Raw genomic sequence first — 24720 nt, 5'->3', positions numbered from 1 at the left:
GGGTGTGATAGAAATAGGCGGAGGTGCCTGCGGCCCGCTTCTCCGCCGCCGTGACCGCCTCGTCCACGGTGCCGCCGGTCTCCGCGGCCTCGGCGGCGGCCAGCGCGCAGAAGCCGAGAGCCATGGCGATCATGCCGGTGTCGACCACCCGTACCGGCACCGGCGACTCCCGCGCCGCCAGGACGGCCGCGTCGTAGGTGCCGGAGAGCTCGGCGGACAGGTGCAGCGACACGATGCCGGTCGCGCCGGACTCGGCGACCTTGCGGTAGTGCTCCGCGAAGGCCTGGGGGCTGGGGCGCGAGGTGGTGACGGGGCGTCGCTTCTGGAGCGCCTGGGCCAGCGAGCGGGCCGTGATCTCGGTGCCCTCCTCCAGCGCGCGGTCGCCGAGGACCACGGTCAGGGGTACCGCTGTGATGCCGTGCCGCTCCATCGTCCCCTGCGGCAGGTAGGCCGTTGAATCCGTGACGATCGCGACATGGCGGGACATGAGCTGGAGGTTACCTGCCGTAGCGTCCGGGTGGCAGCCCGGCCCCTGTCGCCTGGGGCTGCCGTGTGCGGATCAAGTGGTGCTCTCGGGACGGGGTTTCTTCTGCCAGGGATAGGCGGGACGAGGGCCCGGCGGGGTGATCGCGGGCCGCGTCGGCTCCTCGGCGGTGCGGGAGCGGGGCGTCTCGGGCCAGGTCTGCTGCTCGGGGCCGGCGTCGGCGGCGGGCGTCTCGGGCCACGGCGGCGGAGCCGCGGCGGGCTCGGTCTTGGTCCAGTGCCGCAGGGCTCCCGACTCGACGTCGATCTGCGCGCTCAGGGTGTCCAGGTCGTCGTCGGCGAAGCGGCGGGCACGGTCACGGGCCGCCCAGCGCAGGGCGTCAGCCGACTGTGTGATGCGCTCGGTGCGCTCCCGCAGGCCCGGCAGGCGCTCGGCGAGCGTCGCCCGGTCGGGCTCGGACTCCAGGCGCTTGAGTTCGCCGTCCAGTTCGTGGCCGTGCGCGCTGAGCCGCTGGAAGAGGCCGAGGGACTCCTTCAGTGATTCGTCCTCGGCGGCGCCCGCGTGCAGCGCGTCCTGGGTGGCCCGCATCGAGGTGCGCAGCTTCAGCCGCAGCTGGGCCAGTTCGCCCGCCGGGCCGAGCTGGGCGAAGGACTTGGCGCGCAGGGTGTGGTCCTCGACCGTGCGCCGGGCCTGGGTGATGGTGCGGTCGACTCCGCGCTTGGCGGCGCCGACCACCTTCACCGTCGCGTAGGCGCCGAGCGCCACGAAGAGCACGAAAAGCAGGGCCACGATCGCGATCACTGCTTCCACGAAACTCCTCCTCCACCCGGCCGGCCGTTGCCTGCCGTCCCTCCAAGGTAAACGCGATGGGCAGGCCCGGAGTTCCGGAGGAACCCCGAACCTGCCCGCACGAGACCCTTAGGGGGCGGGTGGAGTCCGGCGCACGGCGCCGGACAGGCATTACGCCGGAACGATGTTCACCAGCTTCGGCGCCCGCACGATCACCTTGCGGATGCCCGCCCCGCCCAGCGCCGCCACGACCTTCTCGTCGGCCAGCGCGACCTTCTCCAGCTCGTCGTCGGAGATGGACGGCGAGACCTCCAGGCGGGCCTTGACCTTGCCCTTGACCTGAACCACGCAGGTCACGGTCTCGTCCACGACGTACCGCGGGTCGGCGACCGGGAAGTCCTGGTGGACGACCGAGCCGGTGTGGCCCAGCTTGTGCCACAGCTCCTCGGCGATGTGCGGGGCCAGCGGCGTGATCAGCAGCACCAGCGCCTCGGCGACCGGACGCGCCACCGGGCCGCCCGTCTTGGTCAGGTGGTTGTTCAGCTCGGTGACCTTGGCGATGGCCGTGTTGAAGCGCAGGCCCTCCAGGTCCTGGCGGACCCCGTCGATCGCCTTGTGCAGGGCGCGCAGCGTGGCCTCGTCGGGCTCGGCGTCGACGACGGTCACCTCTCCGGTGGCCTCGTCGACGACGTTGCGCCACAGCCGCTGCAGCAGGCGGTACTGGCCGACCACCGCGCGCGTGTCCCAGGGCCGAGAGACGTCCAGCGGGCCCATCGCCATCTCGTACAGGCGCAGGGTGTCGGCGCCGTACTCCTCGCAGATCGCCTCGGGGGTGACGGCGTTCTTCAGGGACTTGCCCATCTTGCCCAGCTCGCGCTTGACCTGCTCACCGGCGTAGAAGAACTGGCCGTCGCGCTCCTCGACCTCGGCGGCCGGCACCGGGAAGCCCCGGCTGTCGCGGTAGACGAAGGCCTGGATCATGCCCTGGTTGAACAGCTTGTGGAACGGCTCGGCCGAGGAGACGTGACCCAGGTCGTACAGGACCTTGGACCAGAAACGCGCGTACAGCAGGTGCAGCACGGCGTGCTCGGCGCCGCCGACGTACAGGTCGACACCGCCGTGCGGCTGACCCGCGCGGGGGCCCATCCAGTACTGCTCGATCTCGGGGTCGACCAGGGCGGAGTCGTTGTGCGGGTCCAGGTAGCGCAGTTCGTACCAGCAGGAACCGGCCCAGTTGGGCATGGTGTTGGTCTCACGCCGGTACTTGCGGGGGCCGTCGCCCAGGTCCAGGGTGACGTTGACCCAGTCCTCGTTGCGGGACAGCGGGGTCTCCGGGGAGGTGTCCGCGTCGTCCGGGTCGAAGGTGCGCGGCGAGTAGTCCTCGACCTCGGGCAGCTCCAGCGGCAGCATCGACTCGGGCAGCGAGTGGGCGATGCCGTCCTCGTCGTAGACGATCGGGAAGGGCTCGCCCCAGTAGCGCTGGCGGCTGAACAGCCAGTCGCGCAGCCGGAAGTTGACGGTGCCCTCGCCGATGCCCTCGCGCTCCAGCCACTCGGTGATGCGGGCCTTGGCCTCGGCGACCCCCAGGCCGTCCAGGGAGACGCCCCGGCCGCTGGAGTTGATGATCTTCGCGTCGTAGGACGAGAAGGCGTCCTCCCACGTCGAGGTGTCGGTGCCGCGGCCGTCGGTCGGCTCGACGATGCAGTGGATCGGCAGCTCGAAGGCGCGCGCGAACTCGAAGTCGCGCTGGTCGCCCGCCGGGACGGCCATGATCGCGCCGGTGCCGTAGCCCATCAGGACGTAGTCGGCGATGAAGACGGGGATCCGCTCGCCGTTGACCGGGTTGGTGGCGTACGCGCCGATGAAGACGCCGGTCTTGTCCTTGGCCTCGGCCTGCCGCTCCACGTCGGACTTGGAGGCGGCCTGCGCGCGGTAGGCGGCGACGGCCTCGGCGGGCGTGGCGTGGCCGCCGGTCCACACGTCGTGCGTGCCCTCGGGCCACTCCTGCGGCGTGAACTTCTCGACCAGCGGGTGCTCGGGCGCCAGCACCATGTAGGTCGCGCCGAACAGGGTGTCGGGGCGGGTGGTGAAGACGGTGATGCGCTCGCCGTCGATCGGGAAGTCGACACGGGCGCCCTCGGAGCGGCCGATCCAGTTGCGCTGCTGCAGCTTGATGGCCTCGGGCCAGTCCAGCTCGTCCAGGTCGTCCAGCAGCCGGTCGGCGTACGCGGTGATCCGCATGTTCCACTGGCGCAGCTTGGCCTTGAAGACCGGGAAGTTGCCGCGCTCGGAGCGGCCGTCGGCGGTGACCTCCTCGTTGGCCAGTACGGTGCCCAGGCCGGGGCACCAGTTGACGGGCGCGTCGGAGGCGTAGGCCAGGCGGTACTCGCTCAGGACGTCGGCGCGCTCGGCGGCGGTCAGGGCCGACCAGGAACGGCCGCCGGGGACCGCGCGCTCACCGGACTCGAACGCGGCGACCAGCTCGGCGATCGGGCGGGCCTTCTTCGCCTCGTCGTCGTACCAGGAGTTGAAGATCTGCAGGAAGATCCACTGGGTCCACTTGTAGTAGTCCGGGTCGATCGTGGCGAACGACCGGCGCTTGTCGTGGCCCAGGCCCAGCCGGCGCAGCTGGGACTTCATGTTGTTGATCGCGGCCTCGGTGGTGATCCGCGGGTGCTCGCCGGTCTGCACGGCGTGCTGCTCGGCGGGCAGGCCGAAGGCGTCGAAGCCCAGGGTGTGCAGGACGTTGTGCCCCGTCATCCGCTGGAAGCGCGCGAAGACGTCGGTGGCGATGTAGCCCAGCGGGTGGCCGACGTGCAGGCCCGCACCCGAGGGATACGGGAACATGTCCATGATGAACTTCTTGGGCTTGGCGACCAGCCCGGGGTCGCCCGCCAGGTCACCCTTGGGGTTCGGCGCCGCGTAGGTGCCGTCGGCGTCCCAGAAGTCCTGCCAGCGTGCCTCGATCTCGGCCGCGACGGCGGCCGTGTAGCGGTGCGGCGCGGCCACCTCGGCGGGGGCAGCGGGGTTCGTCTCGCTCATGTCCTCAAAGCTCCATCGATCGTCTCTGCCAGCGGCTGTGTCGTCCGGAAACGAAAAATCCCCTCGCACAGGAGGGGACGCCGCGCCGATTCCGACCACGTCTTCACCGGTGGTCGGGACTGATCAGCGCGGCTCGCTAAGCAGAAGGCGTACGGCACGCATGGCGTCAGAGTACCGCAGCCGTTGAGCAAGCCGCGACGAGCTTACGTATGCCTCTTCGGCACCGGGTGCCGCACTCGCCGCCGCAGTCGAGCGCACCGTCCGATCCGACAGGAACTGAACCAAGGTCAATGATTACTTCGCGTAACAGCTACTAAGGGGCATCACAGCAGCCCCACGGCCGTTTGATAACAACGCAATAACTCAAACGCCGTACCCACCGGTATGGCGCCACTTAGAGTGCGGCAGCGGGACCGCCTTCCCGAACCGCTCGGAGTTGCCCCCATGAACCCTCGCAGTAGCAACAACACGCTCCCCAGGACGGGCCGGTCGGCCTACGGGGTGGCGACGGCCGTCTTCCTGCTGGCCATCCCTCTGGTCGTGGTGTACGGAGGCGTCTGGCTCCAGGACTTCCTCAACTTCGGGGCGGGCGTGGTGACGCTTGTCCTCCTGACCTGCTCCGTGATCTGGGGGCTGGTCGCGCAGGACCGGTTGATCCTCAACACCCGGCAGCGGATCGTCGCCCAGGGTGTGCACCGGATCACCGCCGTGGGCTCGATCGCGTTCCTTCTGCTGCACATCGGCATCAAACTCACCCTCGAGCACACGACGTGGATCGCCGCGTTCATCCCGTTCGGGCTCGGCTTCTCCAGCAGCGGGGGCCTCATCGGTCTCGGCACCCTGGCCGGCCAGCTCATGATCTTCGTCGGCATCACCGGCGCCCTGCGCAACCGCTTCGCGTCCCCCGCCCCGGTCGCGGCCCGCTGGCGCGCGATGCACATGCTCGCCTACCCGGCCTGGTGCGCCGGACTGATCCACGGCCTGTACGCGGGCCGCGCGGTCAAGGCCCCGATCTTCACCTACATGTACGCGCTCTGCGTGCTCGGCGTCATCGTGGCTCTCGCCCTGCGCTCGGCACCGCGCCCGTTCAAGCGCAAGATCACCGACCGGGTCGCCATGCTCCTGGGCGCCGAGGAGCGGCCGGGCCGCGAGGGCCTGGAGGCCAGCCGGGCCAGGAGGGCCGCGGAGAGCGCCGCACCGGGCCGCGAGGGCCGCAGGGCACCCGAGCCCGCCGGCCGGCGCTCCGAGTCGTCCCTGCCCGGCTACGAGGGTCTGAGCCAGACCGGGTCCATACCCGCCTACCAGGCCCCCGCGGCCCCGGAACCCGCGGGCAGCGGGTTCGCCGCCGCCTACCGCGCCATGTCCCCCGGCGCCCAGCAGTCCTTCGACACCGGCCAGACCGCGCGCATCGACATGCCGATGGACATGCAGGCCGCCACGGACCCCATCGCCCGCATGGACAGCAGCACCTCCGGCAGCTGGCCGGTCCCGTCCCCGCCGCCGGTCGGCGAAGCGCCCCCCTCCGCCTACGACCCGCTCCAGGACACGGGTTACAACATCCCCACATATGGCGGCAATACAGGCACGGCCGGCTATCTCTCAGGTGATGTGCGCGACACCGGTGAGACGAACACCCTTTACGGCACGTACAACACGAATGACACGTACAACAGCGGTCCCGCCACTGATCCAACGCCCGGTCAGTCGTACGACTTCGACTCACCGGGTCCGGGCGAACCTTGGAACACGCCTTCCGGAGGCTATAGGTGAACGAGGCCCTGCCCGACGTACCAGAAGTCCGCGTGGTCGGTCTTCCCCAGCTCACGTCGGGCTTCGACCTTGTCGAACGACTTGACCTGCCCATGCACCTGAAGGTGCACGGGCCGCTCGAACCCATGGGCGGCGAGCAGCTCGCGAAGCTCTCCGAAGCCATCAACCTGAAGGGGCGCGGCGGAGCCGGCTTCCCCTTCCACAAGAAGCTGCGCTCGGTCGCCGAGGCGGCGATCAAGCGCGGTGTCCGGCCGGTCGTCGTCGTCAACGGCAGCGAGGACGAACCCGCCTGCCGCAAGGACACGGTGCTCATCAACCGCGCCCCGCACCTCATCCTGGACGGCGCCCTCCTGGCCGCCGAAGCCCTGGGTGCCCGCACGCTCGTGGTGGGGGTCACCAGGGAGTCCACCCAGCGCTCCATGGAGGCCGCCCTCGCCGAGCGCGGCCTCAGCAACGGCCGCAGATCGGCGCTACGCGCACGCGTGCAGCGCAATCCCGTCCGCATGGTCACCGGAGCGGCGGCGTCGCTGATCCGTTCCATCGACGGCGGCCCTGCCATCCCGCCCGGCCGCAAGATCAGCGCCTCCCAGAGCGGCGTGGGCGGCGCGCCGACCCTGCTCTCCAACGCCGAGACCTTCGCGCAACTGGCGATCGCCGCGCGCATCGGCCCCGAGCGCTACGGCAACACCGGCCTGTACGACGAGCCGGGCACCGTGATGCTGACGGTCTCCGGCGCCGTCGCGCGCCCCATGGTGATCGAGGTCCCCACGGGCGTACCGCTGCGCTACGTCCTCCAGTTGGCCGGCGCCCCGCCGGTCCCGCAGGGTGTGCTGACCGGCGGGTACCACGGCAAGTGGATCGACGCGGCGACGGTCAACGAGGCGATCGTCTCCCGCAACTCCCTGGACGCCGTGGGCGGCGCGCTCGGCGCCGGCGCGATCCTGCCGATCACTCAGGAGACGTGCCCGCTGGGCGAGTCGCTGCGGGTGGCGCAGTGGCTGGCCGAGGAGAGCGCGGGTCAGTGCGGTCCGTGCTACCTGGGTCTGCCGGCCGCCGCGCGGGGCATGGAGGACATCCTCAACGGCGGTGGTCCGGCCGCCCTGGAGGCGCTCAAGCAGGTCGCCAAGAACGTGAAGCGGCGTGGTGCGTGCTCGCACCCGGACGGCTCCGCGATGTTCCTGGAGTCGACCATCAAGGCGTTCACGGACGACCTGGCCGCCCATGTCCTCGGCAACGGCTGCGGACGGCCCGTGGAGGGCGTTCTGCCGCTCTTCGAGGGCGGGAGGATGCCCACCGGCATCCCGGGCGGCGGTGAGGCCGAGGAGACCGGTCCCAGCCGTCAGAAGATCTACGTCGACTGGACGCTGTGCCGGGGGCACGGCCTGTGCGCCGACATCCTTCCCGAGGTGTTCGAGCTCGGCGCCGACGGTTTCCCGACCGTCGCCCAGGCCCAGGTGCCGCGCTACGCCGAGGCGAAGGCTCTACGCGCGGTGCGCCGCTGCCCCGCGCTGGCCCTGCGCCTGGAGGAGGAGAGCCCCCGCGACAAGGGGCCCACCCGCAACCTGCCGGTCCTGTCGCAGGGCCGCGGGAGGCGGGCGCTGGGCCGCTGAGACGGACGGCGGACGGCGGAGGGGGCCACCCGGGTCGGGTGGCCCCCTCCGCCGTAACTGCCCTTTAAAACAAGAAAATCCCGCCGGATCGAGACGACCCGGCGGGATCTTTCTGTGGAGCTAAGGAGATTTGAACTCCTGACCCCCTGCATGCCATGCAGGTGCTCTACCAACTGAGCTATAGCCCCTTGCTTGGTGTTCCGCCCGGTTTCCCCGGCGGCGGTGCCAACATTACACGGTCACCCGGGTGGAACACCAAATCGTTTCCCGGCTCAAGCAGTGACGAACGAGTAGAACCGTTTGAGCGTGCAGTGCTCCTCCAGGAGGCGGCCGTAGATCGGCTCACCCTCCAGTTCGCGGTACGTCTCGATGGGGTCGCCTTTTATGATCAGCGCCCGCGCGCACTCCTCGCACCAGTACTGGTAGTCGGGATTGACCGGCTCCATGTCGCGCACGATCGGCGTCCCGCTGCCGCACCAGTCGCACTTTCGCCTGTGTGCACCCATCAATCAGCTCCAGCAGTGGCCGCAGGCCGTGCACACGTAGGAGATTCCGCCGTTGTCGCCGAGTACTTGCGCCACGTGGACAGAACCGCAGGAAGGGCAGATGAGTCGGACCGTCGTGTCCCTTGTCGACGCCGCGTCGCGGAGGTGGCCGACCTCCACGAGGATGCTCGCAGGCATCACTACTCCCTCCCGTCGGGCCGCGCCCCCTTCCGGCCGTTTGATTCTGCCACGGCCGGACCAATACGGTCAGCGACGCCTGAGTACCAGTCCGGACACGGCGCCCACCGCGGCGGTCCCGGCCAGCGCGAACATGCACGTCCCAAGCGCCTCCGCAGAGGTATACGCCTCAGAGGGGCCGAGTGACTCAAGTCGGTTCAAGAACAGTGTGCCGAAGCCCGCCACGCCCACCAGCTGGCCGAGCTGGGTGACCGTGGCGAGCAGCCCGCTGGCGTCCGCCGCGTGCCGGGGCGGCACCGTGGCCAGCGCCCCGGTGAGCGTCGGACTGAAGGCGAGCGCGAGCCCCACGCCCACGCCGGCGTACGCGGCGTACAGCGCGGCACCGCCCTCGCCGCCGTCCTTCAGCGCCAGACCGACGCCCAGCGCGGCCAGCCCGGTGATCACGAACCCGGCGGGTGTCAGCAGCCGCTGCCAGGAAGCGGGCCAGTGGCGCCAGGTCAGTCCGACGACGCCGAAGACCACCGCGGTCGGCGCGAAGGAGAGCCCGGCCCGCAACGCGCTGTAGCCGAGGCCGCCCTGCACATGGAGGGTGAGCACGAAGAGGAAGCCCCCGTTGACGGCCATGACCGCCGTGATCCTGAAGACGGCGAGCCCCATGCCCGGGTGGCGCAGCACGCTCGGCGTGATCAGCGGGGCACCGCCGCGCCCGGCCAGCCGGGACTCGTAGCCGCAGAAGACGGCGAACAGGACCGCGGCGGCGGCCAGGGACAGCCAGGACCACAGCGGCCAGTCCTCCTCCTGTCCGAGCACGAGCGGCACCGTGCACAGCGACACGGCCGCGCCGAGCAGCACCAGGCCGGGCAGGTCGAGACCGCGCGCCCGGTCCCGGGGCGTCGGGCGGTCCCCGGGCAGCAGGACGCGCGTGCCCACGGCCAGCAGGACGAGGCCGACCGGCACGTTCACGAGGAACACCGGCCGCCAGCTCGTGCCGAACAGGTCGGCGCTGACCAGGACTCCGCCGACGACCTGCCCGGCGGCGGCGCCGACCGCGAGGACCGCGGAGTAGGAGCCGAGCGCCCTCATCCGGGCCTCGCCGGTGAAGTTGCGCTGGATCAGGCTGAGCACCTGCGGGATCATCACCGCCGAACCGGCGCCCTGCACCAGCCGGAAGACGATCAGCTCGGTGGCGCCCTGGGCGAGACCGCAGGCGAGCGAGGCCGCCGTGAACAGGGCGAGCCCGGCGAGGTGGACCCGGCCGTGCCCGAACCGTTCGCCGAACCGGGCGCCGGTGATCAGCAGCACCGAGTACGTGATGGCGTAAGCGGCGACGACGAGCTGGAGTTGGGCGCCCGAGGCGTGCAGTTCCGTGCCGATCGTGGGAGCCGCGACGTTCACGATGAACACGTCGAGCAGTGCCATGAACTGGGCGGCCAGCACGAGCGCGAGCAGCGGCCGGGGCCGGTTGTCAGTGGCGGGTGCTTCACTGCTGACAGGTGGGGAGACGGACGCGGGACCCGGTCCCGTCCGGGGTGTTGTGGTCATGCCGCCGAGCATGAGGACGCCTGGGTACGGGTGCCGAGAGCCCGCCGATGCTGGTACTGCCAGCACCTGGCAAGCATCGGGCGCGGCACCGAGGATGGTCGTGACGAGGGGACGTGGCGATGGGGGACGCGACGAGGGGGGACGTGACGATGGGGACGACGAGGGGCACGGCACAGCGACGGCGGCCCGAGCTGGCCTCGTTCCTGCGCAGCAGGCGGGCCCGGGTGACCCCGGCCGACGTGGGGATGCCCCCCGGCCTCAGGCGCCGCACCCCGGGCCTGCGCCGCGAGGAGGTCGCCCAGCTCTCCGGCGTCGGTGTGACCTGGTACACGTGGCTGGAGCAGGGCCGGCCGATCAACGCCTCCGCACAGGTCCTGGACGCCGTGGCCCGCACCCTGCGGCTCGACCCGCCCGAGCGGGAGCACCTGTACCGCCTGGCGCGGGTGCCGTTCGCCCCGGACCCGGAGCGGCTGACGCGGTCGGCGGACCCGGAGGTGCAGGGCATCATCGACGCCCTCGACCCGCTCCCGGCGGTCGTCTACAACTCCCGCTACGACATCCTGGCCACGAACGCGGGCTACCGCGACCTGTTCCTGATACCGGAGATCGTCGACATCGGGGTGGCGAACGCCCTGTGGACGCTGTTCACGGTGTCCGACGAGGCCTGCCCGCTGATGCACCGGGAGCGCGAACTGCCGGTCATGGTGGCGACCCTGCGGTCCTCGTACGGCAGACATGTGGGCGAGCCGGCCTGGGAGGAGTTCATCCGCGGGCTGTCGGCGGCCAGCCCGTACTTCGCCGAGCTCTGGGCGAGCGGGGAGGTGGTGCCGCCGGGGCCCCGGGTGAAGACGTTCCGTCACCGGGCCGTGGGCGAACTGCGGATGACCTCCCAGTCGCTGTCGATCGACGGGATGCCCGAGTGCCGGATCGTGGTCTACTCACCGGAGGACGAGGAGACACGCGAAAAATCCCGCCTCCTGAGGGAGACGGGATCTTCGTCGAGTGGAGCTAAGGAGAATTGAACTCCTGACCTCCTGCATGCCATGCAGGCGCTCTACCAACTGAGCTATAGCCCCTTGCGTTCTTCCCGCTCTGCGGGCGAACAAGAAGAACTTTAGCCTGCGACCTGCCGGAAAGTGAAATCCGGTCCGGAGCGCTCAGTCGTCGTCGCCGAGCACCGGCTCCGGGAGGGTGCCGGCGTTGTGCTCCAGGAGGCGCCAGCCGCGCGCGCCCTGGCCGAGGACGGACCAGCAGCAGTTGGAGAGGCCGCCGAGGCTCTCCCAGTGCCGGGCGTCCAGGCCGAGCAGCCGGCCGATGGTGGTGCGGATCGTGCCGCCGTGGCTGACCACGACGAGCGTGCCGTCCTCGGGGAGCTTCTCGGCGTGCCGGAGCACCACGGGGGCGGCGCGGTCGGCCACCTCGGTCTCCAGTTCGCCGCCGCCGCGGCGGACCGGCTCGCCGCGCTTCCACGCGGCGTACTCCGCACCGTGCCGGGCGATGATCTCCTCGTGCGTCAGCCCCTGCCAGACGCCGGCGTAGGTCTCGCGCAGGCCCTCGTCGAGAGCCACGTCCAGACCGGTGAGCGCGGCGAGCTCGGCGGCGGTGTTCGCGGCCCGCTGGAGGTCGGAGGCGACGATCGCGTCGGGCTGGAGGGAGGCCAGCAGCCGGGCGGCGCGGCGGGCCTGGCCGACGCCGGTCTCGGTGAGCTCGACGTCGGTGGTGCCCTGGAAGCGGCGTTCCACGTTCCAGGAGGTCTGGCCGTGCCGCCACAGGATGATGCGGCGGCCCCGGCCCTTGCGGTGGGCGGGAGCGGTCACCGCTGCTCCCCGTACTCGGCGTCGTCCTCCTCGGCCCGGAGCTTGGCGTGCTCCTCGCCCTTGCCGCGGGTCGCCTTGGCGTCGGCCGGCAGCTCCAGCTCGGGACAGTCCTTCCACAGCCGCTCCAGGGCGTAGAAGACCCGCTCCTCGCTGTGCTGGACGTGGACGACGATGTCGACGTAGTCGAGCAGGACCCAGCGGGCCTCGCGGTCGCCCTCGCGGCGCACCGGCTTGGCGCCGAGCTCCTTGGAGAGCCTCTCCTCGATCTCGTCGACGATGGACTTGACCTGACGGTCGTTGGGTGCGGACGCCAGCAGGAAGGCGTCGGTGATCGAGAGGACGTCGCTGACGTCGTAGGCGATCACATCGTGGGCGAGCTTGTCGGCGGCCGCCTGCGCGGCGGTGTTGACGAGCTCGAGGGAACGGTCAGTGGCGGTCACTACAAGGCTTTCGGTCGGTGGTCACTTGACATCAAGGGTCTCACGGACCGCCGACGGCACCCCGCGCGATGACGGAGATCACGCGGGGTGGCCGCTGCGGGCGCGGCGCCGGGCCTAGGACGAGGAGTCCGGCTCGTAGTCCTGGCCGAGGACCACGGAGACGTTCGCGCTCGACGCGATCGTGCCCTTGCTCACGGCGCCGGCGGGCAGACCCAGGGTCTTGGCGACCTCGGTGGCGTTCGCCTTGTCGGCGGCGTCGGCGTAGACCACCTTGGACGTGGCCCGGGCCGAGGCGGGCGTGCCGCCGTCGATGAAGGTGAAGCCGCCGTTGAGGAGCACGACGCGGGCCTTCTCGGTGTTGTCCCTGGTGCCGGTGGCGTTCTGGACCGAGACGCTCACGGCCGCATCCTTGTCGGGGCTCTTCGCCTTGCCGCCGAGGACGTCCTTGACCACGCTCGCACTGGCCGCCGCGCTGAGGGTGCCGTCCTGCTGGACGGGCAGCAGCGCGGTCTTGTAGTCGCCGCTCTTGGCGAGGTCCGCGAGCTTGGCGAGGAAGGTGCCGAGGTCCTTGTCCGTCAGGGACGGGTCAAGGATCTGGGCCAGCGTCTGCACGGTGGTGGTCGCGGCCGTCGGGTCGGAGGACAGCTTGCGCAGGACGCCCTGGAGGACCTGGCCGAACCGCTCGAGCTGGGCGTTCTGTGCCTCGCCCGCGCCGCGATAGGTGGCGTAGGCGACGGCCATCTTGCCGCTGAGGGTCTGGTCCTTCCCCTTGGCCACCAGGGGCGCCTGGCCCTTCTTCTTCGCGTCAGGGTCGGGCACCGCGGCATTGGTGTCGACGTCGACGTTCCCGACGAGGTCGACCAGGTTCTGCAGGTAGGGGGTGTCCAGGCGCCAGGTGCCCTCGATGTCGGTGCCGAGCACGGTGTCGAGGGAGTCGACGGTCCCGGAGGAGCCGTCGTCGTCGACGGACTTGGCGAGGGTCGTCGTGGAGCCGTCGTCGGACGTCAGGACGAGGGAGTTGGGGATGAGGACGGTGGTGCCCTGCTTGGTGGTGGTGTTGTCGACGAGCAGCGCCGTGGAGGTGCCGCCCTCGGTGGTGTTGTGCAGATGGACGACGATCACGTCGCGCTTCTGGGCGCTCGCCGCGACCGTGGTGTCCTTCTTGCTCTCCGGGTCCGACAGGCCGGGCAGCTTCCCGGCGTACCAGAGGTAGCCGACCCCGCCCACCGCGACCAGGGCGAGGACGACGACCAGGGCGACGAGCCGGCTGCGGGCGCGGCGCTTGGCCTCCTCGCGGCGCTCCGTGCGGTTCTCGGTGAAGTTGAGCCAGTCGATGACGTCCTCGGAGTCGCCGTCGGGCTCCTCGACGAACGCGAACTGCGCGGTGTGGTACTGCCGTTCGTCCCCGTCACCGGCCTCCGCACCGGCCTGGGAGCCGGCGGCGTACCCCTGGCCGGACTGGGGACCCGCGGCGTATTCCTGACCCGCCTCCGTCCCCGCGGCCGGTCCGCCCTGCTGCGGGATGTACGCGGTCTGCTCGGCGACCCGGGGCTGCCGGCCGCTCGCGGCGGCCCGGCCGTAGGGGTCGTACGCCGTCGCCGGGCCGCCGTCCTGCCGGCCGCCGTCGGCGTAGGGGTCGTAGGGCGGTACGGGCGCCTGCTGACCTGTGTCACCGGCTCCGTAGGGGTCGTAGGGCGGTACGGGGTTCTGGGCGCCCGTGTCGTAGGGCGCGGCCTGCCGCCCGCCCGTGGCGTACGGGTCGTAGCCGTAGCCCTGCTGGGCGTAGGGGTCGTACTGCTGCTGCGGGGCCTGTTGCGGCGGGACCTGCTGGTACACCGGCCGGCCGTACTCGTCGTAGCCGACCAGCGCGTACTGGTGGTCCTGGTCGTCGCCGTAGCCCGCGTCGTATCGGTCGTTCACCGGTGCCCCTCTCGGCTCACTCGCCGCGGTACAGCTCGCGCTTGTCGATATAACGCACGACGCCGTCCGGCACCAGGTACCAGACGGGGTCGCCCTTGGCGACTCTCGCCCGGCAGTCGGTGGAGGAGATGGCGAGGGCGGGGACCTCGACGAGCGAGACGCCGCCCTCGGGGAGCCCGGGGTCGGCCAGGGTGTGGCCGGGCCGGGTCACTCCGATGAAGTGCGCGAGGGCGAACAGCTCTTCGGTGTCCCGCCAGGTGAGGATCTGGCCGAGGGCGTCGGCGCCCGTGATGAAGAAGAGGTCGGTGTCCGGGTTGAGGGCCTTGAGGTCGCGCAGGGTGTCCGTGGTGTAGGTCGCGCCACCGCGGTCGATGTCGATGCGGCTGACGGAGAACTGCGGGTTCTCGGCGGTCGCGATGACCGTCATCAGATAGCGGTCCTCGGCCGGCGAGACGCTGCGGTGGGTCTTCTGCCACGGCTGGCCCGTGGGCACGAACACCACCTCGTCCAGGTGGAACTGCGCGGCGACCTCGCTGGCCGCCACGAGGTGCCCGTGGTGGATCGGGTCGAACGTTCCGCCCATGACGCCCAGTCGGCGCTTGCCGGGGCTCGAAGGGGCGTTGCCCGGGCCGGTAGGCATGTCCTGCTCTCCCATGCGTGCAGACCCTACCGGCCCGTCCTGAGGACCCCGGCCGGCGCAGGCCCGGAGTGCCCCGCTTTGGGCACTCGGTGTCTCAGCGGTCGCGGTTGAAACGAGTGGTGATCCACAGCAGGAGCAGCAGGATGATGAAGGCGGCGCCGCCCGTCACCAGGGGGTCGAGGCTCTCGTGGTTGCCGCCGTGCTCCTCGCCCTCGGCGGCGAGGGTGACCAGCTGGGCAGCGGTGCTGTGGAAGCTCATCTTCGTCAGGACCTATCCGGTGGGCGGGACAAAGTGTCGGCCCATCGTAAGCGGGCGCGGTGAGGGCCATCACGCCGACTCCACCGTTGGGGGACGGCGGGGAACCTTCGCCCTTGCTCACTCGTCCTTCCGCTTGTACCCCCGCAGCAGGAACCACGCGGTGAACGCACAGCCCACGAACATCACGACCAGTACCACCCGGAGCAGATTTCCGGCCCCTTGCTGCTCGGCGGCGCTCGCGGCCTCGGTGAGCCAGGCGGCCCGGGTGTGCTCCATGACGGACTCCTTCGCTGTACTGCCCGTCCACGCTATCTCCGCCTAGGCTGGGCTCTGCTTCGGGGGGCGCAAAGGGCCGCACAAGGGTCCGCAAAGGATCACAGCGGTCGAAGAGGCACAGCCACAGACGGCACAGCCAAAGACGCACATGGGGGAAGACATGTCCGACGACGGCCACCACAACAACGGACACGAGAACGTGCCGAGCAGGCAGCGCAGGCGTTTCCCGGGTATCTCCTCGCGTGCGTACGAGCACCCCGCCGACCGCTCCGCCCTGGTGGCGCTGCGCAAGCTGAGCGGTTTCGACACGGTGTTCAAGGCGCTCAGCGGTCTGCTCCCCGAGCGGAGTCTGCGGCTGCTGTTCCTGTCCGACTCGGTGCGCGTCTCCGACCAGCAGTTCGCGTACCTCAACGACATGCTGCGGGACGCGTGTTACATCCTGGACCTGGAGAAGGTCCCGCCGATGTACGTCACCCAGGACCCGCAGCCCAACGCGATGTGCATCGGCCTGGACGAGCCGATCATCGTCGTCACCACGGGCCTGGTCGACCTGCTCGACGAGGAGGAGATGCGGGCGGTCGTCGGCCACGAGGTGGGCCACGCCCTGTCCGGCCACTCGGTCTACCGGACCATCCTGCTGTTCCTGACCAGCCTCGCCCTCAGGGTGGCGTGGATCCCGCTGGGCAACATCGCGATCATGGCGATCGTGACCGCGCTGCGCGAGTGGTTCCGCAAGTCGGAGCTGTCGGCGGACCGGGCGGGCCTGCTGGTCGGCCAGGACCTGCGGGCCTCGATGCGCGGCCTGATGAAGCTGGCCGGCGGTCACCACCTGCACGAGATGAACGTCGACGCGTTCCTGAAGCAGGCCGAGGAGTACGAGGCCGGCGGCGACCTGCGCGACTCCGTGCTGAAGATCCTGAACGTCCTGCCGCGTTCCCACCCCTTCACCACCGTGCGGGCGGCGGAGCTGAAGAAGTGGGCCGAGTCCCGCGATCACCAGCGGATCATGGACGGCCACTACCCGCGCCGCAGCGAGGACAAGGACACCTCGGTCACGGACTCCTTCCGCGAGTCGGCGGCGAGCTACGCGACCAACGTCAAGAGCTCCAAGGACCCCCTGATGAAGCTGGTCAGCGACATCGCGGGCGGTGCGGGCGACCTGGGCGGCAGGGTGCGCAGGGGCTTCGGCGGCTTCTCCGGCTCCACCCCGCGGGACGAGCCGCCGACGGATACCCCGCGGGACAACACGGAGGGCTGAGCCCCTCCGGGCACGCGACGGGCGGCCGGCCGGGGATCCTGGCCGCCGCCGTCACACCCGCGGCTGCGCGCTGGTGGCCAGCGACCCGCACAGGGCCGTGGCGCTGCCGGTGGCATAGGGATCCGTCCCCGCCGGCCCGCCGGCCTTCGCGGTCTGCCCGGCCAGCAGGGGGTGCAGCCGGTTCGTGGAGTCCTCCGCGCAGGACAGCGGCCCGGCCTGGACGTACGAGACGACCAGCTGGGCCGTGTGCATCCGCAGATCGTCGCGGTCGAAGCGGAAGTGCAGCTCGCGCCGGACGGTGAACAGCGACGCCTCCTTCGGGGCACCGGCCCGGGCCGCCCGCAGGGCGTACACGAACGTGTGGTCCGCCGTGACCTCCAGCGTCGACGCGTCGGTCTCGGCGGCCTGGAGACTGCCCTGCACCCGGATCCTGCCGTCGGCCAGCTTCGCCTCGGCGGGGTCGAAGCGGACCAGCCAGCCGGTCGGCGCGTGCCGGCCGTCGGCGGCCGGGTGGGCGAAGCTCTGGTCGAACTGGTCGAGCTGGTCCGTGTCGAGGAGGACCCGCACGGTACGGACCTGGTCGCCGGTGAGGACGTCCGGGTCGAGCGAGGAGCGCACGATGTAGTCCTTGGCGGTGGTCAGCGCGGACACCACCTGGCTGTCGGAGAAGTGCGCGGTGCGGCGGGAGGCCGGCAGCGGGATGCCCTCGGCGCCGACGCGGTACTGGGCGGCGGGGCTGTGCGCGTACAGGTACTCGGCGTCGGCGTGCCCCGGGACCGCGCCCGTGGGGGCCAGCGGGATGACCGTCATCCGCAGCGGTTCGGCGGGCTGCCGGAGCGCGGAGGTCTGGTAGGGGTGCCGTACACCCATGTAGATCGCGGTGCCGAAGGCGACGGCGATCAGCAGGACCAGGACCAGCACCTGCCGGGACAGCCCCCGGCGCAGCGGCGGCCGGCGGCGTACGGCGGGCGCGTGGTCGGTCATGCGCTCGCGCGCGGAGTACTCCTGGAGGCGGGCAGCGCGGACGAACGACTCGTCGAAGACGACGGATCGGTACTCGTCCTCACCACCCACGGGGCCGCCCTCGGGTGTCCCCTCGGGTGGGTCTCCTGGCCCTCCCATATCTTCAGGGTAGGTCTCGGGAAGCTCAGGTAAACGCCCTGCCGTGCGACAAGTTCTGACAGGTTCTCACCAGGATTGTCAGGGCGTGCGCGGGACCGCGGAGACGGCTGGCTGGGAGTAGTCGGCGGACGCGGAGGGCGTCACCGTGCTCCCCTGCTCCAGACCGGTCGAGGCGGGCGGCGGAACCCGGTCGCGGCTGCCGGAGGAGGCGCCCCGGTAGACCGCGGTGAAGGCCAGCGCGACCATGCCGACGCCCATGACGAGGGCGAGCATCCAGGCGACGGGACGGTGCCAGCGGACCTGTTTGCCGTACGTCCCGGGGGCGCCGTAGCGGCCCTGGAGGACCTCGGTGTCGTCCAGGTCGTCGAGGTCGGGATCATGGCCGAAACCGCCGGGTCCCCAGCCGTCGTCGTACCGCTCGGTTCTGGGGCCTGCGCGGCGGGCCTCGGCCTCGGAGGCCTCCGCTCTCGCCTGGGCAGCGGCCAGGAGACGCTCGACGGCGGTCGGCTCGTGCACCACGGCCGCCCGCACGAAGGCCTCGTCGAAGACCACGGAGGCGAACTCTTCGTCCGACACCCCGCGGTCGTGGTCGTCGTCGGGCTCCCAGCCGTCAGGGAACGGCGTGCCCCCCACGTCCTCCGGCACGAATCCAGAGTAGACCTGGGGGGTCAATTTGGGCAGACGGTATGGAAATTCATCCGCCCTGTGAGACGCCTGTCGCGCGCCCCCGGGCGCCCGGCTCAGCGGCGGACGTGACCGTCGCCGGTGACGATGTACTTCGTGCTGGTGAGCTCCGGAAGGCCCATGGGACCGCGGGCGTGCAGCTTCTGGGTGGAGATGCCGATCTCCGCGCCGAAGCCGAACTGGCCGCCGTCGGTGAAGCGGGTGGAGGCGTTGACCGCGACGGTCGTGGAGTCGACCAGTTGGGTGAAGCGGCGGGCGGCCTGCTGGGAGGTGGTGACGATGGCCTCGGTGTGGCCGGATGTCCACAGCCGGATGTGCTCGACGGCCTTGTCGAGCGAGTCGACGACGGCGGCGGCGATGTCGTAGGAGAGGTACTCGGTGTCCCAGTCCTCCAGGGTGGCCTCGACGACGGTCGCCTTGGTGTCCTTCGCGTACGCCAGCACCCGCTGGTCGGCGTGGACGGTCACGCCGGCCTCGGCCAGGGCGTCCAGGGCGCGCGGCAGGAACTCCGGGGCGATGTCCTGGTGGACCAGGAGGGTCTCGGCGGCGTTGCAGACGCTGGGCCGCTGGGCCTTGGAGTTGATCAGGATGTCGACCGCCATGTCGAGGTCGGCCTGGGCGTCGACGTAGACGTGGCAGTTGCCGGTGCCGGTCTCGATGACGGGGACGATCGACTCCGTGACGACGGTCTGGATCAGGGAGGCGCCACCACGCGGGATGAGCACGTCGACCAGGCCGCGGGCGCGCATCAGCTCGCGCACGCTCTCGCGGGACTCTCCGGGCACGAGCTGGATCGCGTCGGCGGGCAGTCCTGCCCCGCCCACGGCGTCGCGCAGGACCCGGACGAGGGCGGTGTTCGACTCGTAGGCGGAGGCCGAACCGCGCAGCAGGACGGCGTTGCCGGACTTCAGGCACAGGGCGGCGGCGTCGACCGTGACGTTCGGGCGGGCCTCGTAGATGATGCCGACCACGCCGAGCGGGACGCGGACCTGGCGCAGGTCGATGCCGTTCGGCAGGGTCGAGCCGCGCACGACCTCGCCGACCGGGTCGGGCAGCGCCACCACGTCCCGGACGTCGGAGGCGATGGCCCGCACCCGCTCCGGGGTGAGGGTGAGCCGGTCGATGACCGTCTCGCTGGTGCCGGCCTCGCGGGCCTTGGCGATGTCCTTGGCGTTGGCCTCGACGATCTCGCTCGTGCGGACCTCCAGGGCGTCCGCGATGGCGAGCAGCGCGTCGTCCTTCTCGGCCCTGGGCAGCGGGGCGAGGTCGGCGGCGGCGGCCTTGGCCCGGTAGGCGGCCTGGATGACCGGGGTCATGGAGTCGTACGGCGAGAGCGAGGTCATACGGGAAGGGTAGTGCGCCGCGCCGGACCGTTCACGGCGTGTTCCACACCCCGAGACAAGCCCCGCAGAACCCCCAGACCGCACAAAGCCGACGGTGACGTCCTCAGAAGGGGTGGGCGCCGACCGGTGAGGCGGGCGGCGGCCCGTATCCCTCGGCGATGCGCTGGTGGTAGGTCTGGCGGTCGATGACCTCCAGGCCGACGATCTCCCAGGGCGGCAGGCCCGCGGTCTGCCGGTGCTCGCCCCACAGGCGCAGGGCGACGGCGGCCGCGTCGTGCAGGTCGCGGGCCTCCTCCCAGTACCGGATCTCCGCGTGGTCGTTGGCGTAGCGGCTGGTCAGCAGGAAGGGGTGGTCGTGGGCGAGCTGTTCCAGGGCGCGCCGGACCTCCTTCAGCGGGGCCTCCCCGCCGGAGACGCTGAGGGTGACGTGCCACAGGCGCGGCAGGTCCCGGGGCTCCTCGCCCTGGTACCGGTCACCGGCCGCGACGCTCGTCAGGGCCCGTTCCTCGCCTGCCGGGACGCTCGTCAGGGTCCGCTCCTCACCGGGCGCCCGCGCGGCCGACCCACCCGCCTCGCCCGCGGCCCGTGCCACGGTCCCCGCGGGGGGCCCGGAGCCGCCGCGGGGGGCCGCCGTACCAGCGCGGGACGCCGCCGCCCCAGGGCGCACTCGTCTCACGACGGCCTCCTTCATGCACAGGTCGACCCCAGGGGTCGGGCGGAATGTGTCCCTGGGACAAAGTTGAGCAGGCCGCAAGGGCTCGTGGGGCGGTTTTGCGGAACGTCCACCTGAGGGCGACGGTCTTGGCAGGGCGTTCACCCCGTTTTCGGGCAGCCCGGTCCCCGTAGGACGCCGGTCCGGCCCTCAAGGTGCCTTCGGGGTGCCTTCAGGGGTGCTGGCGAGTGTTTCAGGGGTGCAGGATCGCCAGATCGTCCCGGTGGACGACCTCGCGTTCGTAGCCCGGTCCCAGCTCGCGGGCGAGTTCCCGGGTGGAGCGGCCGATCAGCCGCGGGATCTCCTTCGCGTCGAAGTTGACGAGCCCGCGGGCCACGGCCCGGCCGGTGCCGTCCCGCAGCTCGACGGGGTCTCCCGCGACGAACTCCCCCTCGACGGAGGCGATCCCGGCGGGCAGCAGCGACTTGCGGCGGTCCACGACCGCCTTCACCGCGCCGTCGTCCAGGGTCAGCGAGCCCTGCGGGGTGGACGCGTGCTGGAGCCACAGCAGCCGGTCCGCGGAGCGCTTGCCCGCGGGGTGGAAGTAGGTGCCGGTGTCACCGCCGGACAGCGCCTCGCCCGCGTGGACCGCGCTGGTCAGCACCACGGGGATGCCGGCGGCGGCCGCGATCCGGGCGGCCTCGACCTTGGTGACCATGCCGCCGGTGCCGACGCCCGCCTTGCCTGCGCTGCCGATCTCGACGTGCGCCAGGTCCCCGGGCCCCCGTACCTCCGCTATCCGCGAGGTGCCCGGCTTGCTCGGGTCGCCGTCGTAGACGCCGTCGACGTCGGAGAGGAGGACCAGCAGGTCGGCGTGGACCAGGTGGGCCACCAGGGCGGCGAGCCGGTCGTTGTCGCCGAAGCGGATCTCGTCGGTGGCGACGGTGTCGTTCTCGTTGACGACCGGGAGGGCGCCCATCGCGAGGAGCTTGTCGAGGGTGCGGGAGGCGTTGCGGTGGTGGGCGCGGCGGCTCATGTCGTCGCTGGTCAGCAGCACCTGGCCGACGCGGACGCCGTAGCGGGCGAAGGAGGCGGTGTAGCGGGCGACGAGCAGGCCCTGGCCGACGCTGGCGGCGGCCTGCTGGCGGGCGAGGTCCCGGGGGCGGCGGCGCAGGCCCAGCGGGGCGAGTCCGGCGGCGATGGCTCCGGAGGAGACGAGGACGATCTCGCGCTCCCCCCCGCTGCGGCCCTTGGCGAGGACGTCGACGAGCGCGTCGACCCGGTCGGCGTCGAGGCCGCCGGCAGCGGTGGTCAGCGACGAGGAACCGACCTTGACGACGATCCTGCGGGCCTCGCCCACGGCCTGCCTTGCCCCTGCCACCTTGTGTCCTGTCCCCTCGCGCCACGTGTGGGTACCTCGTCCGCAATGTACGCGAAGGGGACGCGGCGCCGCTCGTCCGTCCAGTGGCCGGACCCGGTACCGGACGCCTCCGGGGGCCGTTCCGGTTCCCGTTCCCAGAAAAACGGAACAACACCCTCCCGTTAATCGGAAGTGAATTCTTTCCGGACTCCGGATGTACAACCATTCGCCTCCTCCTCGTGTCGAACTGGCCGACATCAAGGTCATCGCCGTAGCTCGAGAAAGCCCTGCCCATGACGATCCGTCGGTTGTGCGCCGTCCTGCGCGTCAGCGGGAAAACCGAACTTCTCCTGGTATTCCTTTTCGCCGCCGGTTTCGCGGCGCTCCCCGTCCTGGCGCTGCTGCCGTCCCTGTGGGGGTTCACAGCGGCGTGGGCCGTGACGTACCTGGCCGACGAAGCCCTGCACAGCAGGGCCCCGGGATTCGTCCGCCGCCTGGCGACACTTCAGCTCAGCCGCACGATGCGGTTCGCCGTGCGCACGGTGATGCTGCTCGCGCTGGCGGACCGGATGGACGCCCCGGACGCGGTGCTGATCATCGGGCTGGCCGTCCTGAGCGCCCATTTCCTGCTGGTGATGATGTATTCGGCGCTGCACCACGCGATCCGCAGGCGCCGGGTACTGCCGGTGATCGTGCGCAATCTCGACATGAGCGGGATCGAGATACCCGAACGCCCGCCCGCCTACCTGTACCGGCGTTTCCTGCGCAAGCTGCTCCACCTCGACCTGCCGGCCCACGCGGGCCTGATCGTCGCGCTGGCGACCGGGACCTGGTACGCGGCCTACGCCGGCTACGCGCTGACGATCGGCACCGCCGTGGCCGCCCTGGCAGCCCTGCTGGGCCGCTTCCGCGCGGTCCGCCGGATGCCCGGCCGGGACGCGGTGATCGGCGAGGTCAACCGCCAACTCGCCGGGTACCGGCCCGAGGTGGCCCTGTACTTCAGCTTCGCCGCGGTGTCCCGGGACTTCATGTACCAGGTCAACATGTGGATCGAGACGCTGGAGCAGCTCGACCGGCGACCGGTGATCGTGCTCCGCGAGCGGGCCTCGTTCCGCTTCCTGGCCCGCACCCGCATCCCCGTGGTCTGCGTGCCCAAGGCGGACGACCTGGCCGAGCTGGAGCTGTCCGGCGTCCGGGTCGTGCTCTACCCCGGCAACGCCGGCAAGAACGTCCACATGCTGCGGATCGCCGAGGCCAAGCACGTCTTCATCGGCCACGGCGACAGCGACAAGCTCGCCAGCAGCAACCGCGTCAGCAAGGTGTACGACGAGATCTGGGTGGCCGGACGGGCGGGCCGGGACCGCTACCGGCGGGTGCGGCACGCCATCAGCGACGGGGCCATCGTCGAGGTGGGCCGCCCGCAGCTCGCCCCGGTCCGCTCGCACGCCGAGCACGTCCCCGGGCCGGTGCCCGTCGTCCTCTACGCTCCCACCTGGGAGGGCTGGAGCGACGACGACTGTCACACCTCGCTGATCCCGATGGGCGTACCGCTGATCGAAAGGCTCCTGGCGGAGAACGTCCGGATCATCTACAAGCCGCACCCGCTCACCGGCAAGCGCTCGGCCGAGGCGGCCGCCGCGGACCGGGCCATCAGGGAGCTGCTGCGGGAGGACGAGGAGCGGAGCGGGAAGGACGCGGAGGCGGCCAGGGCCCGGCTGGGGGAGATCCGGGCCCGTCTCGACGAGCTGTCCGGACGCCACGAGGGCGACGACGCCCAGCAGTTGAGGGACGCGCGGATACCGGACGGGGACGGCGCGAGCGAGTGGCAGGAGCTGCGGGACGAGTGGCACCGGATCTTCTGGGCGAGCCGGAGCGGTGCCCGCCACCACGTGATTCTGGAACAGCTCCCCACCCTGTACGAGTGCTTCAACCAGGCGGACCTCCTCGTCAGTGACGTCTCCTCGGTGGTCGCCGACTTCGTGGCCAGCCTCAAGCCGTACGTCCTGACCAACGCCCAGGACCTGCCCGACGAGGAGTTCCGGGCCGCCTACACCACCGCGGGCGGCGCCTACCTGCTCGACCGGGCCTGCACCCGGCTGCCGGAGATCCTGCGGGCGGTCCGCGAACCCCGCCACGACCCGATGGCCGCGCAGCGCCGCACCCTCAAGGAGTACGTGCTCGGCCCGGACCGCCCGACCTCGATGGAGCGCTTCAACGCGGCCGTCAACGACCTGGCCGACCGGGCGGCGGCGGAACGGGCGGAGGACCTGCTGGCCGAGGTCGTCGTCTAGGGACATCCGGACCGGACGGGCGCATAGCACCTGTCCGGTCCGCAGCACAGCGGACACGCGCGTGTCGTCCGGAGGTCACCACGCGTTAACCAGGACGTCCGTCTCGCGACGACCTTGGAGTGTCCCCGTGCGAAAACGCCTCCCCCGCCTCCGGTCCGCGCTGCGGCTGCCGGGCCGGCAGACCGCGACGAGAGCGCTCGTCGCAGCCGTCCTGGCGGCCGCCGTCGTCGCCCAGGCCACCGCCGCGCTGCGTCCGCACGTCCCGCTGCTGCTCGCCGCGACGGCCGCCTCCCTGGCCGTCGAGGGCGTCCTGCACCGCTGGCAGCGCGGCATGGTGTCCCTGTTCGCCAAGTCACAGGCGGACATCACCGTGCGGCACGTCCTGCGCGACCTGCTGCTGGTCCTCGGCCTGCTGCGGCTGACCCCGGAGGACGAGGAGACGGCGTACACCGTGCTGGTGGCCGGTCTGCTCGCCTTCTACGCGCTGCACTGCGCGATCCAGGCGGTCTCCGTCCTGGTCCGGCGGACCCGCACCCTCCCGGTGGTCACCCGCAACATCGACGCCTCCGCGCTCCGCCTGACCCCGGCCCCGCCCGCCCTGCTGCGCCGCCCGGGTCCCCGGCTGCTGGTGTACGGCCTGCCCGCCACGGCGGGCCTGCTGGTCACGGCGGCCACCGGCGAACCCCGCTGGGCGGCCCTGGGCATCGCCCTGTCCCTGGGGCTCGCGCTCATGGGCCT

General features: G+C 71.3%; 21 protein-coding genes, 2 tRNA genes and 1 pseudogene. 6 read left to right on the top strand and 18 right to left on the bottom strand.

Features of this window, described 5'->3' with window-relative positions; genetic code table 11:
• The 3 genes from AOJ26_RS19590 to leuS form a co-directional block, all read right to left on the bottom strand.
• Positions 1 to 487 (bottom strand): DegV family protein (locus AOJ26_RS19590; RefSeq protein WP_159044328.1); only part of this gene is annotated, 487 nt, incomplete at its 3' end.
• A gap of 72 nt (positions 488 to 559) precedes the next feature.
• Positions 560 to 1294, bottom strand: a complete 735-nt coding sequence (locus AOJ26_RS19585) for a hypothetical protein (protein ID WP_078959969.1) — start codon at positions 1292 to 1294, stop codon at positions 560 to 562.
• Positions 1295 to 1444: 150 nt separating this feature from the next.
• The gene (gene leuS, locus AOJ26_RS19580) at positions 1445 to 4315 is read right to left on the bottom strand and encodes a leucine--tRNA ligase (protein ID WP_053849609.1); all 2871 of its coding nucleotides are present in this window, start codon (positions 4313 to 4315) and stop codon (positions 1445 to 1447) included.
• 444 nt (positions 4316 to 4759) lie between these two features.
• On the opposite strand from leuS, the gene AOJ26_RS19575 reads away from it, so the two are divergent.
• Positions 4760 to 6085 carry a cytochrome b/b6 domain-containing protein gene (locus AOJ26_RS19575; protein WP_234358611.1) on the top strand — a complete coding sequence of 442 codons (1326 nt, stop codon included), beginning with the start codon at positions 4760 to 4762 and terminating at the stop codon, positions 6083 to 6085.
• On the top strand, positions 6082 to 7695 hold the full coding sequence (locus tag AOJ26_RS19570; RefSeq protein ID WP_053849607.1) for an NADH-quinone oxidoreductase subunit NuoF family protein: 1614 nt from the start codon (positions 6082 to 6084) through the stop codon (positions 7693 to 7695). Before AOJ26_RS19575 ends, AOJ26_RS19570 begins: the two co-directional genes overlap by 4 nt.
• A 115-nt stretch (positions 7696 to 7810) precedes the next feature.
• Here the strand turns inward: AOJ26_RS19570 and AOJ26_RS19565 are convergent.
• The 3 genes from AOJ26_RS19565 to AOJ26_RS19555 form a co-directional block, all read right to left on the bottom strand.
• Positions 7811 to 7883: transfer RNA gene (locus tag AOJ26_RS19565), tRNA-Ala, on the bottom strand.
• 84 nt (positions 7884 to 7967) lie between these two features.
• Complete coding sequence (locus AOJ26_RS19560) at positions 7968 to 8201, bottom strand: hypothetical protein (RefSeq protein ID WP_003976229.1); 234 nt, start codon at positions 8199 to 8201, stop codon at positions 7968 to 7970.
• Between the two features lie 246 nt (positions 8202 to 8447).
• On the bottom strand, positions 8448 to 9815 hold the full coding sequence (locus tag AOJ26_RS19555) for an MFS transporter (RefSeq protein ID WP_234358612.1): 1368 nt from the start codon (positions 9813 to 9815) through the stop codon (positions 8448 to 8450).
• A 254-nt stretch (positions 9816 to 10069) separates the two neighbouring features.
• Here AOJ26_RS19555 and AOJ26_RS19550 point away from each other — a divergent pair, with 254 nt between their 5' ends.
• Positions 10070 to 10942, top strand: a complete 873-nt coding sequence (locus AOJ26_RS19550; RefSeq protein ID WP_053849611.1) for a helix-turn-helix transcriptional regulator — start codon at positions 10070 to 10072, stop codon at positions 10940 to 10942.
• On the opposite strand, the gene AOJ26_RS19545 is transcribed toward AOJ26_RS19550, so the two are convergent.
• The 7 genes from AOJ26_RS19545 to AOJ26_RS43870 all read right to left on the bottom strand — a co-directional run bounded on the left by AOJ26_RS19545 (position 10924) and on the right by AOJ26_RS43870 (position 15272).
• Positions 10924 to 10996 (bottom strand) — tRNA-Ala (locus AOJ26_RS19545). The genes AOJ26_RS19550 and AOJ26_RS19545 overlap by 19 nt on opposite strands.
• 81 nt (positions 10997 to 11077) lie before the next feature.
• A complete protein-coding gene (locus tag AOJ26_RS19540; RefSeq protein WP_053849606.1) occupies positions 11078 to 11737 on the bottom strand; it encodes a histidine phosphatase family protein in 660 nt (219 codons plus the stop codon).
• Positions 11734 to 12177: a ribosome silencing factor gene (gene rsfS, locus AOJ26_RS19535; RefSeq protein WP_053849605.1), complete on the bottom strand. Its 444-nt coding sequence runs from the start codon at positions 12175 to 12177 to the stop codon at positions 11734 to 11736. The genes AOJ26_RS19540 and rsfS overlap by 4 nt, the downstream gene beginning before the upstream one ends.
• Before the next feature lie 114 nt (positions 12178 to 12291).
• Positions 12292 to 14097 carry an LCP family protein gene (locus AOJ26_RS19530; protein ID WP_053849604.1) on the bottom strand — a complete coding sequence of 602 codons (1806 nt, stop codon included), beginning with the start codon at positions 14095 to 14097 and terminating at the stop codon, positions 12292 to 12294.
• Between the two features lie 16 nt (positions 14098 to 14113).
• Positions 14114 to 14752, bottom strand: a complete 639-nt coding sequence (gene nadD, locus AOJ26_RS19525) for a nicotinate-nucleotide adenylyltransferase (RefSeq protein WP_053849603.1) — start codon at positions 14750 to 14752, stop codon at positions 14114 to 14116.
• 79 nt (positions 14753 to 14831) lie between these two features.
• Entirely contained in the window at positions 14832 to 14996 is a 165-nt protein-coding gene (locus AOJ26_RS43875; RefSeq protein ID WP_020136208.1) for a hypothetical protein, read from the bottom strand.
• A gap of 117 nt (positions 14997 to 15113) precedes the next feature.
• Positions 15114 to 15272 carry a hypothetical protein gene (locus tag AOJ26_RS43870; RefSeq protein WP_086723901.1) on the bottom strand — a complete coding sequence of 53 codons (159 nt, stop codon included), beginning with the start codon at positions 15270 to 15272 and terminating at the stop codon, positions 15114 to 15116.
• Positions 15273 to 15432: 160 nt separating this feature from the next.
• On the opposite strand from AOJ26_RS43870, the gene AOJ26_RS19520 reads away from it, so the two are divergent.
• A complete protein-coding gene (locus AOJ26_RS19520; RefSeq protein ID WP_053849602.1) occupies positions 15433 to 16530 on the top strand; it encodes a M48 family metallopeptidase in 1098 nt (365 codons plus the stop codon).
• Positions 16531 to 16581: 51 nt separating this feature from the next.
• Here the strand turns inward: AOJ26_RS19520 and AOJ26_RS19515 are convergent, their stop codons facing one another.
• From AOJ26_RS19515 to proB, 5 genes are all read right to left on the bottom strand, one after another.
• Positions 16582 to 17652, bottom strand: a complete 1071-nt coding sequence (locus AOJ26_RS19515) for a hypothetical protein (protein WP_053849601.1) — start codon at positions 17650 to 17652, stop codon at positions 16582 to 16584.
• Positions 17653 to 17730: 78 nt separating this feature from the next.
• On the bottom strand, positions 17731 to 18324 hold the full coding sequence (locus AOJ26_RS19510; protein WP_078959967.1) for a hypothetical protein: 594 nt from the start codon (positions 18322 to 18324) through the stop codon (positions 17731 to 17733).
• A gap of 68 nt (positions 18325 to 18392) precedes the next feature.
• Positions 18393 to 19679 carry a glutamate-5-semialdehyde dehydrogenase gene (locus tag AOJ26_RS19505; protein ID WP_053849599.1) on the bottom strand — a complete coding sequence of 429 codons (1287 nt, stop codon included), beginning with the start codon at positions 19677 to 19679 and terminating at the stop codon, positions 18393 to 18395.
• A gap of 103 nt (positions 19680 to 19782) precedes the next feature.
• Positions 19783 to 20346, bottom strand: a complete 564-nt coding sequence (locus AOJ26_RS19500; protein ID WP_373413144.1) for a hypothetical protein — start codon at positions 20344 to 20346, stop codon at positions 19783 to 19785.
• A 238-nt stretch (positions 20347 to 20584) separates the two neighbouring features.
• A complete protein-coding gene (gene proB, locus AOJ26_RS19495; protein WP_053849597.1) occupies positions 20585 to 21691 on the bottom strand; it encodes a glutamate 5-kinase in 1107 nt (368 codons plus the stop codon).
• Positions 21692 to 21984: 293 nt separating this feature from the next.
• Here proB and AOJ26_RS19490 point away from each other — a divergent pair, with 293 nt between their 5' ends.
• Both AOJ26_RS19490 and AOJ26_RS19485 read left to right on the top strand, forming a co-directional pair.
• Positions 21985 to 23982, top strand: a complete 1998-nt coding sequence (locus AOJ26_RS19490) for a hypothetical protein (RefSeq protein ID WP_053849596.1) — start codon at positions 21985 to 21987, stop codon at positions 23980 to 23982.
• 160 nt (positions 23983 to 24142) lie between these two features.
• Positions 24143 to 24720, top strand: a pseudogene (locus tag AOJ26_RS19485) (hypothetical protein); the annotation flags it as partial.

The sequence above is a fragment of the Streptomyces sp. NRRL B-24085 genome (assembly GCF_001282115.1).
In the GTDB taxonomy this organism is placed as follows: domain Bacteria; phylum Actinomycetota; class Actinomycetes; order Streptomycetales; family Streptomycetaceae; genus Streptomyces.
The sequence above is the reverse complement of the archived record's forward strand: the minus strand, read 5'-3'. Positions and strand labels throughout refer to the sequence as shown.

What these genes read in the sequence shown, in the direction of transcription:
- leuS (WP_053849609.1), bottom strand. Translation starts at nt 4,315, where the DNA reads ATGAGCGAGACGAACCCCGCTGCCCCCGCCGAGGTGGCCGCGCCGCAC.
- AOJ26_RS19575 (WP_234358611.1), top strand. Translation starts at nt 4,760, where the DNA reads ATGAACCCTCGCAGTAGCAACAACACGCTCCCCAGGACGGGCCGGTCG.
- AOJ26_RS19560 (WP_003976229.1), bottom strand. Translation starts at nt 8,201, where the DNA reads ATGGGTGCACACAGGCGAAAGTGCGACTGGTGCGGCAGCGGGACGCCG.
- AOJ26_RS19550 (WP_053849611.1), top strand. Translation starts at nt 10,070, where the DNA reads ATGGGGACGACGAGGGGCACGGCACAGCGACGGCGGCCCGAGCTGGCC.
- nadD (WP_053849603.1), bottom strand. Translation starts at nt 14,752, where the DNA reads ATGGGAGAGCAGGACATGCCTACCGGCCCGGGCAACGCCCCTTCGAGC.
- AOJ26_RS43875 (WP_020136208.1), bottom strand. Translation starts at nt 14,996, where the DNA reads ATGAGCTTCCACAGCACCGCTGCCCAGCTGGTCACCCTCGCCGCCGAG.
- AOJ26_RS43870 (WP_086723901.1), bottom strand. Translation starts at nt 15,272, where the DNA reads ATGGAGCACACCCGGGCCGCCTGGCTCACCGAGGCCGCGAGCGCCGCC.
- AOJ26_RS19520 (WP_053849602.1), top strand. Translation starts at nt 15,433, where the DNA reads ATGTCCGACGACGGCCACCACAACAACGGACACGAGAACGTGCCGAGC.
- AOJ26_RS19515 (WP_053849601.1), bottom strand. Translation starts at nt 17,652, where the DNA reads ATGGGAGGGCCAGGAGACCCACCCGAGGGGACACCCGAGGGCGGCCCC.
- AOJ26_RS19505 (WP_053849599.1), bottom strand. Translation starts at nt 19,679, where the DNA reads ATGACCTCGCTCTCGCCGTACGACTCCATGACCCCGGTCATCCAGGCC.
- AOJ26_RS19490 (WP_053849596.1), top strand. Translation starts at nt 21,985, where the DNA reads ATGACGATCCGTCGGTTGTGCGCCGTCCTGCGCGTCAGCGGGAAAACC.